The organism is Psychrobacter sp. PSi21 (assembly GCF_054960615.1).
Map to the genome: position 1 here is coordinate 172,367 of NZ_JBHNYR010000001.1, position 11,804 is coordinate 184,170.

At 48.2% G+C, this 11,804-nt stretch carries 8 protein-coding genes; 4 read left to right on the forward strand and 4 right to left on the reverse strand.

The annotated features are described in order from the left end of the window. Positions 1–80 precede the first annotated feature (80 nt). Both ACFI32_RS00765 and ACFI32_RS00770 read right to left on the reverse strand, forming a co-directional pair. Complete coding sequence (locus ACFI32_RS00765) at positions 81–602, reverse strand: chorismate--pyruvate lyase family protein (protein ID WP_462624578.1); 522 nt, start codon at positions 600–602, stop codon at positions 81–83. A 48-nt stretch (positions 603–650) separates the two neighbouring features. Continuing rightward, a complete protein-coding gene (locus ACFI32_RS00770) occupies positions 651–2,012 on the reverse strand; it encodes a GNAT family N-acetyltransferase (protein WP_462624579.1) in 1,362 nt (453 codons plus the stop codon). Between the two features lie 700 nt (positions 2,013–2,712). On the opposite strand from ACFI32_RS00770, the gene ACFI32_RS00775 reads away from it, so the two are divergent. Continuing rightward, positions 2,713–4,932 (forward strand): NADP-dependent isocitrate dehydrogenase, encoded by a 2,220-nt coding sequence (locus tag ACFI32_RS00775; RefSeq protein WP_462624580.1) that lies wholly within the window; start codon positions 2,713–2,715, stop codon positions 4,930–4,932. 356 nt (positions 4,933–5,288) lie between these two features. Here ACFI32_RS00775 and icd read toward each other — a convergent pair whose 3' ends face one another. After that, entirely contained in the window at positions 5,289–6,548 is a 1,260-nt protein-coding gene (gene icd, locus ACFI32_RS00780) for an NADP-dependent isocitrate dehydrogenase (RefSeq protein WP_462624581.1), read from the reverse strand. 451 nt (positions 6,549–6,999) lie between these two features. Here icd and ACFI32_RS00785 point away from each other — a divergent pair, with 451 nt between their 5' ends. Both ACFI32_RS00785 and copM read left to right on the forward strand, forming a co-directional pair. Beyond that, a complete protein-coding gene (locus ACFI32_RS00785; RefSeq protein WP_462624582.1) occupies positions 7,000–7,614 on the forward strand; it encodes a pseudouridine synthase in 615 nt (204 codons plus the stop codon). 212 nt (positions 7,615–7,826) lie between these two features. Beyond that, positions 7,827–8,726 (forward strand): CopM family metallochaperone, encoded by a 900-nt coding sequence (gene copM / locus ACFI32_RS00790; protein ID WP_462624583.1) that lies wholly within the window; start codon positions 7,827–7,829, stop codon positions 8,724–8,726. A gap of 67 nt (positions 8,727–8,793) precedes the next feature. On the opposite strand, the gene ACFI32_RS00795 is transcribed toward copM, so the two are convergent. Next, positions 8,794–10,755: a M61 family metallopeptidase gene (locus ACFI32_RS00795; RefSeq protein ID WP_462624584.1), complete on the reverse strand. Its 1,962-nt coding sequence runs from the start codon at positions 10,753–10,755 to the stop codon at positions 8,794–8,796. Between the two features lie 384 nt (positions 10,756–11,139). Here ACFI32_RS00795 and ACFI32_RS00800 point away from each other — a divergent pair, with 384 nt between their 5' ends. Next, the gene (locus tag ACFI32_RS00800; RefSeq protein WP_462624585.1) at positions 11,140–11,625 is read left to right on the forward strand and encodes an FKBP-type peptidyl-prolyl cis-trans isomerase; all 486 of its coding nucleotides are present in this window, start codon (positions 11,140–11,142) and stop codon (positions 11,623–11,625) included. Positions 11,626–11,804: the final 179 nt, after the last annotated feature.

Below are 11,804 nucleotides of genomic sequence, written 5' to 3' on the forward strand. Positions count from 1 at the left end.
ATTTATTGAGATAGCCCTCTACCATATCAGCTCACTACTGCAACACCCCACCTGCACCATTATCACTCTCTAAGATAGGTTTACTGTTCAGTGCAAGCAGACGTAAAGGCGGGCAAAAACGTTTCACTGATTAAAATAGCACGCCCACTCCAATCATAGCGCGTTTGCCGTTGCCAACCTGCCTGAGTTAAGACAATGCGGCGCTGATTGGGGAGGTGGCGACAGCGTTTAAAGAGCACATAACCAATGGGTGTGCCTTTGAGCTGCTGCAAGCGACGCGCCTCCCCTGTCAGGCTGCTCAATGGAAAAATACTTTGCGCCGCCACCCAAGGCCACTCATCATTACCATAGAGCAAAGCATCACGCACCCATGCCAGCTGCGGCCGATTGAGCGCAACACCTGTCATGCCCAGCTGCCGCTTCTGCGCCAGTGTCAATAGCCGATAACCCTCAAAGCTGGGCTCGACTCGAAGCGCTTGACCTGCTTTGGCCTCAAGCAGCGCAGTGAGTGAACCGTCAGTATTGAGCCACGGTTCAAGCGTGGCGGGCGGCGTTGTTTCTGATACAGTAGCTGGCGGTAAAAACAGACAAGAGCTGGGCATAGCGGCACATGAACCTAAACAAAAAAGCGGACAGAAAAGACAAGCCCCCTAGGACTTAAAAGTGGGCATATTATCATGATTAAAGGGCAAGGCCGCATGCGCCTCGCGTCGATAAGCGGCCATGTGTTCACGATCTTTGCGGCAAAATTCGCCAATCGCAGGCACAAAGCGCGCATCATAAATACGGTGGATCGAGTGCGTCGGTGTGGGTACAAAACCGCGAATCAGTTTGTGCTCGCCCTGCGTACCGGGGTCAAAGTACATCAGGCCGCGCTCAATCGCAAACTCAATCCCTTGATAATAGCATAGCTCAAAATGCAGACTGTCGTAGTCGCCAAGCGCGCCCCAATAGCGGCCATAAAGCGTCGCAGCAGCGGTACTGGCTGTTGGTTGGCTGGCTGTTGGCTCGGTACTTGACCCATTTTTATCACTATGTGGCACATCGTACAAAAATAAACTACTGGCAATGATGTCACCATCCGCGTCGCAGGCCTGCGCCAAAAACAAATGCTCAGGCATGGTCGCGGCAAGCTGGGTAAAGAAGTCCAAACTCAAATAAGCCTGCTGTCCACGTATGGCATAGGTCATCACATAGCATTGATAAAAGGCTTCCCAGTCAGCCGTACTGATTTCAAGGCCGCATTTGCGATAGCAGCGAATGCCTTGTGCTGCCACTTTGCGCCGCTCGGCGCGAATGGTTTTGCGCTTTTTGGCCGTCAGCGTTGCTAAAAAGGCCTCAAAGTCTGCAAATGGCGCACCGCCTTGCATCAGGTTTTGGTTTTGCCACAAAAACTGGCAGCCTTGGCGCTCAAGGATGGGCGGTTTGGCCGCAATGGCCGCCAATGTGGCATTTGATGGCATGGCATCGGCGCTGATTTCAGACTCAGGCAGCAGCTCACTACTAAGCGCCGCCAGCATTGGTGTGACAAACAGTCCATGCCAGCTGGACGCCCCAACCTGCTTGGCAATATCATCTACCCCAGCCAGCGCCGCAGCAATGATATCTTTGGTCAGCACCTCTCCCTTTGCCAGCCACAGCCGCTCGCCTGTGATGGGCGTATACGGCACACTGGTCACTAGCCTTGGATAGTAATCCAGTCCGTAGCGCGCATAGGCCTCAGCCCAGCCATAATCAAAGACGAACTCACCATGATGGTGCCCTTTGATAAACACAGGCATCACCGCAATCGGCGCGGCGCTCTGCATACTGTCGTTGTCTTCGCGGCCGCTATCCTCATGACCGCGATAAACCAGCACAAACAGCGGCAGCCACCCTGCCGACTCACCAATGGCATCCGTATCTGCCAGCGCTTGCCAAAAAGCAAACAACATAAAGGGCGTGTCTGACGTTTGCCACACGGTTTGCTGCTGCCAGCGCATATCGGCGGTTAAGGTGTAAGTCATCATCATGGATACCACTATCTTTTTTTAGTTCCCTTTACCCTAGCTAAAATCGAGCACTGATGCTGTCACAATTTGCAAATAAATCTGCACACTCATAGTCAGTGTTTGCAGTTATGATGGACGAACAGACTGTTTGATTACTAAATGTTTAATCACTAAATGACGGTGTGTTTGATAGCGACAGTTAGTGGTAGGTTATGATCAAAAAACGCAGCAAAAATTTTATGCAACCCTTTTATGATCAATAGGTATAAAGTGGCTAAATAATGGCTATACATTTGTTTTTATAGTATAGATATATATGTTTTTAATCGCGCAAACACATACACACAAAGGGCTTGAAGCACTATTTTGTGCGATTTGGCGCTACTAGAGCAGATGATATTTTTGTCGATGACTGATAGAATAACCGTGCTATCTGCTTAATACCAGTTGAGTCTGTACCACACGCGCACATGCCCCAGCCAAACTGTAGATACCAGACGGACTTGTATCAAACGGCCTAGGCATATGGATAACGCAACGATGCGCGATCATGTAATAACTAACGAAAGCAACACTTTACGCCGTCTTGACACACTTTTGGCGGCGGCATATTTGCACTTGGTCTGACTGCCCACTTTATGCTTGCAGCATTGCTTTGAGCATGCTGTAGCAACAGTCATGCCCTATTATTCACGACAGCCTAAAGGAAGAGCTTACTATAATGTCAAAAATTATTTATACAAAAACTGACGAAGCCCCTGCGCTTGCCACTTTATCATTTCTGCCAATCGTCGAAGCGTTCACCAATACCGCAGGCATTGAAGTGACCACCAGCGACATTTCTGTTGCAGCGCGTATATTGGCCGAATTCCCTGAATACTTAACCGAAGAGCAACGCGTCCCTGACAACTTAGCAGAGCTTGGTCGCTTAACTCAAGACCCCAACACCAATATCATCAAACTGCCGAACATCAGTGCCTCTGTGCAGCAGCTAAAAGCGGCGATTAAAGAGCTACAAAGTAAAGGCTATGCCTTACCTGACTTTCCAGAAGATCCACAAACGGATGAAGAAAAAGCGCTACGCAAACGCTATGGCAAGAGCTTAGGTAGTGCAGTGAACCCAGTACTACGTGAAGGCAACTCAGATCGCCGTGCGCCAAAAGCGGTCAAAAACTATGCGCGCAAGCATCCACACTCAATGGGTGAATGGAAACAGTGGTCAAGCACGCACGTGTCACACATGCACGGCGGCGACTTTTACGACGGCGAGCAATCGATGACGTTGGATAAAGCGCGCACGGTTCGTATGGACTTGCTACTTGATGATGGCACCCAAAAGGTATTAAAGCCTAAAATCGACTTACTCGATAAAGAAGTTATCGACCTGATGGTCATGAGCAAAAAAGCCTTGCTTGAGTTTTATGAGCGTGAAATGGAAGATTGCCGCGAAGCGGGTATCCTGTTCTCATTACACGTAAAAGCCACGATGATGAAAGTCTCACACCCTATCGTATTCGGCCATGCGGTTCGCATTTACTATAAAGACGCGTTTGAGAAACATGGTGAGCTTTTTGATGAGCTGGGCATCAACGTCAACAATGGTATGGCAGATCTATACGATAAGATTGCCACCTTGCCAACCTCAACACGTGAAGAGATCGAACAAGATTTGCATGCTTGCCAAGAGCATCGCCCGCGTCTAGCGATGGTTGATTCTGCCAAAGGTATCACCAACTTCCATTCACCAAGCGATGTGATCGTTGATGCGTCTATGCCAGCGATGATCCGTAGCGGCGGTAAAATGTGGGGCGCTGATGGCAAAATGTATGACTGTAAAGCGGTCATGCCCGAGTCTACCTTTGCTCGTATTTACCAAGAAATGATTAATTTTTGCAAATGGCATGGCAACTTTGATCCAACGACGATGGGTACGGTACCAAACGTCGGCCTAATGGCTCAAAAAGCAGAAGAGTACGGCTCACACGATAAGACCTTTGAGTCTAGCGATGCTGGTATTGCCCGTATTGTGGACGTTGACACTGATGAAGTGTTGCTCGAAAAACGCGTTGAAAAAGGCGATATCTGGCGCATGTGTCAGGTCAAAGATGCCCCTATCCAAGATTGGGTAAAACTTGCAGTGCGCCGTGCACGCGAATCAGATACGCCGGTTATCTTCTGGCTCGACCCATACCGTCCGCATGAGAACGAGCTGATCAAAAAGGTTCAAACGTATCTAAAAGACCATGATACTGATGGCTTACATATCGAAATCATGTCTCAGGTTCGCGCCATGCGTTACACCCTAGAGCGCGTCGCTCGCGGCCTCGATACCATCTCTGCGACAGGTAACATTTTACGTGACTACCTCACTGACTTGTTCCCCATCCTAGAGCTAGGCACCAGTGCGAAGATGCTATCGGTTGTGCCACTAATGAAAGGCGGCGGTCTGTTTGAAACGGGCGCAGGCGGTTCTGCACCGAAACACGTTGAACAGCTTACCGAAGAAAACCATCTGCGTTGGGATTCACTCGGTGAATTCTTAGCCTTAAATGTCTCGCTAGAGCATTTGGCAAGCAATGACAATAATGCCAAAGCTCGAATCTTGGCAGATGCGCTGGATACAGCGACCGAAAAACTGCTGCTTAATGACAAGTCACCATCACGCAAAACTGGTGAGCTGGATAACCGTGGTAGCCATTTCTATTTAGCCAAATACTGGGCTGAAGAGCTGGCGGCGCAGGATCAAGACAGCGAACTAAAAGCGCAATTCACCCCATTTGCACAGAAGCTTGCAGAAAACGAAGACGCTATCGTCAAAGAGTTCAATGATGCACAAGGTAAGCCAGTCGATATCAAAGGCTACTACTATGCTGATGAAGCGCTTGCGAAAAAAGCCATGCGTCCAAGCGCGTTGTTCAACGATGCCTTAGCCTCGCTATAAGCTAACGCGCCATCATATCGTTTATTGACACCCAAACCACCGTCGCTACCCATAGCGGCGGTAGTTTTTTATGCACTGCCCTTTAATGGTTACAATACGTTTGTACAAAAAAGCCACCTATATAAACAGGTGGCTTTTTTATTTTGGCAAATGTAGCCATTAGTATTAGGGCGTGTCTTCATTTAAAAAATGGTGATAAAAATGAGATAAATTGCAGGCAAGTAAGGAAAATAGCGCAGATAATATCAAGATATTGACCCGCTATTTGACACCGTTTTGCGAAAATTTAGCCATTTTTAGCCCATTTAGTTTTGAGCGTTTGAATTGAAGACACGTCCTAGAGAGCGAGAAGTGGTTTAGGCTTCCATATGTTTAATAATCGCGTCACCAAACTCAGAGGTACTCAGTAACGTCGCATCCGGCATCATACGCTCAAAATCATAAGTAACCGTTTTGTTTGCAATCGCGCCTTTGATCCCGTCGATGATCAGATCCGCCGCTGCCTCCCAGCCCATATCACGTAACATCATCTCAGCGGACAGTATCAATGAGCCTGGATTGACTTTGTCTTGTCCTGCATACTTGGGTGCGGTGCCATGCGTTGCTTCATACACCGCTATCGCGTCACCTTTATTTGCCCCAGGTGCGATACCGATACCGCCGACTTGAGCTGCGAGTGCATCTGAAATATAGTCGCCATTGAGATTCAATGTTGCAATGACAGCATACTCTGCAGGACGCATCAATATCTGCTGCAAGAACGCATCGGCAATCACGTCTTTGATCACGATATCGTTGCCTGTCGTTGGGTTTTTTATCGTCATCCATGGCCCACCGTCCAACAGCTCAGCACCAAACTCATTGGCCGCGATGTTATAGCTCCACGCTTTAAACGCGCCTTCAGTGAATTTCATGATATTGCCTTTGTGTACCAAGGTGACACTGGGCAAATCATTGTCGATTGCATGCTGTATGGCTCTACGCACAAGCCGCTCGGAGCCTTCTTTTGAGACAGGCTTGATACCGATACCGCAGTTTTCATCAAAGCGAATCTGAGTCACGCCCATCTCTTCTTCTAAAAACTTAATGACTTTGTTGGCATCGTCGCTGCCCGCTTTCCACTCGATGCCAGCGTAAATATCTTCTAAATTTTCGCGAAAGATAACCATATCCGTCAGCTCAGGATGGCGCACAGGACTGGGTACGCCTTCAAACCAACGCACCGGACGCTGGCAAACATACAAGTCAAGCGTCTGACGCAAGGCCACATTGAGCGAGCGCATGCCGCCGCCCACTGGTGTGGTTAACGGGCCTTTGATACTAATGGCATACTCTTTTAAAACTTCTAGGGTCTCGTCTGGTAGGTAATTGCCTTCATATATCTTGGCCGCTTTTTCGCCTAGATAGGCTTCCATCCAGACAATGGATTTTGTGCTGTTATAGGCTTTGTCGACCGCTGCATCGACCACCTTTTTCATTACTGGGGTAATATCCACGCCAATACCATCGCCTTCGATGAACGGGACAATCGGATAGTTGGGTACATTAAGGGACAAATCAGCGTTTACGGTAATTTTTTCGCCGCTTTTTGGCACAGTGACCTTATCGTATGGCATGCATTACACTCCTTGATGGTATATTATTGGACATCATCAGCGCGCGGGGTATTTTATTCTAATAACCCCTTTAAAAGTGCGTGCTAAACGGCGTAAAATACCGACCAACGGCATGCCTGATGTCATTATTATTTATTATTGTAAATGGTATACATATGTTGATATCACATGGATGCCCAAACCGATGTATTATCGTTCAGCGTACGATTTCAGCAAATATCAATGTGATAATATGCATTTTATCCGCTCCCAATCGCGGTAGTGTTACGTGTTGTATGTAGCGAGTTGCAGATTTTATGGTTTGTTGCATTCAGCAGCGTAATGACGAGCATCAATACAATATATTGGTGAGTATATTGATATATCGTCATGATAGCTTGTGCTATTACAACAGACGGTAGGCGTTGACCAACTGGCTGCCTGTGGTCTTATCTTTAGGAATGGCTCATTTATGTCCAGCACCAGTCTTATCTTATTTAACAAGCCTTATGGGGTACAGAGCCAGTTTCGTGATGATGGCAATAACCCGCACTCAACCTTAGCGCCTTATTTTACTGACAAGTCGCTACGCGTGGCAGGTAGGCTTGATGCCACCTCAGAGGGGCTGTTGATTTTGACCAGTGATGGCCGAGTCAACAAAGCCATCACTCACCCGCCAAAAGCCAATGCAGGTCGTAAACAAGGCAAGACCTACTTGGTACAAGTGGAAGGCATTCCTAGTGCTGAGCAGCTAGAGCAGCTAAGAAGTGGCGTAGTTCTCAAAGATGGTAAAACCCTGCCTGCCGAAGTCGAGCACGTTAGTGAAGATGCGCTACCCATGACGCTCTGGCAACGTCAGCCGCCCATTCGCGAGCGCAAAAATGTCCCAGACTCATGGCTGATGCTAACCATTTACGAAGGTAAAAATCGTCAAGTCAGACGCATGACCGCCCACGTTGGCCTGCCCTGCTTACGGCTGATCCGCTGGTCGGTAGCTGGGTTTGAGCTGGGTGATTTGGCGGTGGGCGAGTTTGTGCGCCTGCATCTGAATCAAGAGCGGCGTCGCGATTTGGGACTGGCTTTTTGAGGCTTTACTCTTTTTAAAGCGTAATAATGGTTTTTATGGTTGTTTGTTGATTACGATGAATTTATCACGGCGCTGTTACTGGCGTTACGAAGTTTAAAACACCGCGTCTCGAACGGGTATCATTTATCTGATAAGATTCAATACCTTATTGCGCACTTGCAGGTTTTGTCAGCCGCTTATTTGGCGCATTGACGTTTATTTAAGGATACCTCATGACCCCCGCCTATCGCTTTTCCCTACTTTTTGCTTCTATGATGGTCGCAGGGGTTTTGAGTGCCTGCCAGCCATCACCTGATGATACCGAAACGACGACGGCAGTCAGTCCGCAGCCGGTCGACCTTCCACCGCTAGAGAGTAGCGAAGAGGTGACCGAGCAAGTCGATCCTGATATGGCGCTGGTGGTAGATGACACGGTAACAGATGATGAGCAGATGACCGATATGCTCAAGGACTATAACCGCGCCATGTCCAAGATGCATGACGAAATGATGATTGGTATGGGTTACAACAACCCCGATACCGCATTTGCTAAGAGCATGCTTGGGCATCATCGCGGCGCGATCGATATGGCCAAACTTGAGCTAAAGTATGGTACAGATATTGCCATGCAGCAGTTTGCACAGACGGTGATTGAGGAACAACAGGCAGAGATTGATATCCTCAAAAAATGGCTTGCCAGCCACCCTGATACGGTCAAACCCAACCCCAATGCAGCGGCCATGCAGCAAGCCTTTGCCGATAACATGCAAGCGATGCATGGCGAGATGATGGTGGGTGTCACCGACCCTGTGCCCGATATGGCCTTTGCTCGCGGAATGTTGCCACATCATATTGGTGCAGTCGATATGGCCAGAGCACAACTGCAGTATGGCGACGATGAAGAAATGCGTCAGTTGGCACAGCAAATTATTGACTCTCAGCTTACTGAGATTCAGCAGCTACAAAACTGGCTGGCCACCTACGCGCCAGAGGATGAATCACTACAAACCGATGACGACGCACAAACTGATGCTAATGCAGAGACTGATGCCGAAGATGCTGAAAATACGAATACGGAAGCAAAAGATACTGAGCAAAAAGACACAGAAACAAGCGCAAAACCTGCGGCCTAAACCAGCTCAGTCCTCGCACTTTCTAAGCATGCATAAAAAGGCCGCTGTCTCTTAAGCGGCCTTTTTGTTAACGATCCATTATCCCAAGCCATGTTTGCCACAGCGGTACCACCTCACCACTATCGTCTGCATGGGGCTTGTCTTTGACAAAGCGCAGATTGACCTTATGCCGATCGACTGCTTGTTGGTTGGCCATATCGGCCGCCACAGTCACTGATAATAGCTCATCACGGCGGAATAGATGACAAACCACAGCAACTTGATCGTCAGTAGCGGCTTGCTGCATGGTCGTCTGCAGTATTGCCAGCTGCTTGATATCTGCCCTGATCCCATCAATGGCAATAATAACATCATGCGCCGAAATGCCTGCTTGTGCGGCTATGCTGCCGCGTTGTACCCGATTGACCTTTAAGCCTGCGGGTGTTTCTGTGCAGCGCATGCCAAGCGGTATGTGCTTGGCAGCGGTGTCTTTGCGGTCATCATGCATGCTGACACCGTTTGCGAGCAAGAGCGACTCAAGGGGCAGCTCCTCGACACCGTTAACATAGCGCTGCTCAAATGTCTGCCACTCCTCAGCGGACATAAACTGCGCGATCATCGCCCCTATATCCGCACTACTGATACCGATGCGCTGTCTGTCCTCTGCTTTGGCCGCGGTATAAAACGCTTTCACCACGTCAAACAGACGATAGCGGCCACCGCTGTGTTGTAGCAAGGTCAAATCAAGACACAGCGCCACCAATGCGCCTTTGTTGTAGTAACTAATACCCGCATTACCCGTGTTTTCGTCACTGCGATACAGCTTGATCCATGCATCAAAGCTCGACTCAGCCACACTTTGATGGGCGCGGCCATGGGTCTGGTAATAGCGGCTGATCTGCTCACTCAGCAAGGTCAAATAACTGCCTTTATCAATCACACCTGATGCTTGTAGCATAAAGTCGTCAATATAAGAGGTAAAACCTTCAAATACCCACAGTAGCGGCGTGAAGGCTTCACGGCGCAGATCCACCGCCAGCATTACATCAGGGCGTACCGTTTTGACCCACCACGCATGAAAATACTCATGACTACACAGCCCCAAAAACCGCTGGTAAGCACTACTTGGGTTTTCTGGCTCATCACGACGCGGCAAATCACGGCGCGGCGTCACCAAACTGGTCGAATTGATGTGCTCAAGACCGCCATAATCTTGACCACTGGCGTAGGTCATAAAGGTATAGTCTGTAAATGGCGCATCACCCAGCCAATTCACATAACTTTGGCAAATCTGGGTGACATCTTGCTGCAATCTTCCTAAATTGGCACTGTGCCTACCTGCCAAAAAGAAGCGATGACCGAGCGTCTGATGCGCCTCATCTTGTACGATAAAATCAAAACGGTCTTGCGCGGCGATCTCAAAGGGATAATCGATCAGGTCATGATAGCTGCTTGTTGCCAAACGATATACACGCTGCTCATCCGTAGATAACAGTGTCTCTGCAAGACCACAAGCAATCGTCACAGGGCGTACCGGTTCTATGCCTGCCACATCTTCATGCTGAGCATCAATAAACGCTGCCGGAACCATCAGATTGACCATGACAGGCTGTGTCTCTTGACCGTCAACGGCGAGCGCTAGCGAGGTAAAATTGCCATATAGCCGCTGCTGATCGACGTAAGCGGTGCGTACTGATAAATCATAGCAGTATACTTCATATTGTACCCGCACCTTTTGTCCTGCTTGGACATGGGGCAGCTGCCACGTATGCTTATCGATTTTTTGTGCCCGCTGCGGCGCAGAAGCTGTAGCATCCTCTTCTGCCAGCGGCAGATAGTGTACCGCCGTGAGGTTACGGGCAAATTCGCGCATCAAATAGCTGCCCGGTATCCATGCTGGCAACCATAACTTGGGCGCATCAATATGAGCCGTAAAGGTCAGCGTGACATCAACCAGATGCTCATAAAAGCGTGCAAAGTCCAGTTGATAGCAGATGGTATTGGCCGCTGACATAGGCGGCTCGGCTGTTGTTGAGATCGTGTTATTCATATGATTGGCTTATGGTTATCGCATTCTTCTTCATAGTAGAAGTCTGCCGTCAAAAACGCAACCGTCAACGTAACTGGCTTGGTAGGAGGCATAACCTACGCAAAGCTAATGTGCAACACCGTCCTATTACCCACCGCTTTTTTCTGGCATTTATGAAAGTTTTGCGTCATTTATACTAAAATGACCACTAATTGCTTTTTTTTATGTTTTTTACCTTGAAAGTTATTATTGTCATCTCAATTAAAGATGCTAACTGCTAAAGTTACCTTAATAAACTGATGATAACTAACTAATGACGTGGCTTTTGGCTTGCTGATTGGCTTTTTTAGGTTTATTGCAACCGTACTTAACTTATTTTTTAATGAAATATATTTAGGATTATTTATGACTACTATCGCAAAAGATACTGCCGTCAAATTCAACTACACACTAAAAGACGACGAAGGCAACGTACTTGATCAGTCTCCAGAAGGTCAGCCACTTGCTTATTTGCATGGCCATCAAAACATCATCCCAGGTCTTGAGCAGCAACTAGAAGGCAAATCAGCTGGCGAACAGGTCAATGCTGTTGTTGAGCCTGTTGACGGCTACGGCGAGTACCAAGAGCAAGCGGTACAAAGAGTACCACGCGAAAACTTCCAAGGCGTTGAAGATATCCAGCCTGGCATGCAGTTTCAGTCAGAAGCTGGTGGCCAAGTCATGCTGGTAACTGTTACTGACGTAAACGATCAAGAAGTGACGGTTGATGCTAACCACCCACTTGCTGGTAAGCGTTTGACTTTTGATGTTGAAATCGAAGAAGTACGTGCAGCTACTGAAGAAGAGCTAAACCATGGCCACGTTCATGGCGCAGGCGGCGTTGAGCACTAATCACTGATATCTTGACGTTTTACGTTTGGATCAGTGCTTTAGACAACAAGTTGGCTTAGCCATTTTTACTTTGCTGTCTAGATCAAAGTTGTCTGAATCAAAAAAAGTCAGTAGACCATATCCATGGTATTACTGGCTTTTTTATGTTTGATACTCAACTCTGCGGCGTATGTCACTGC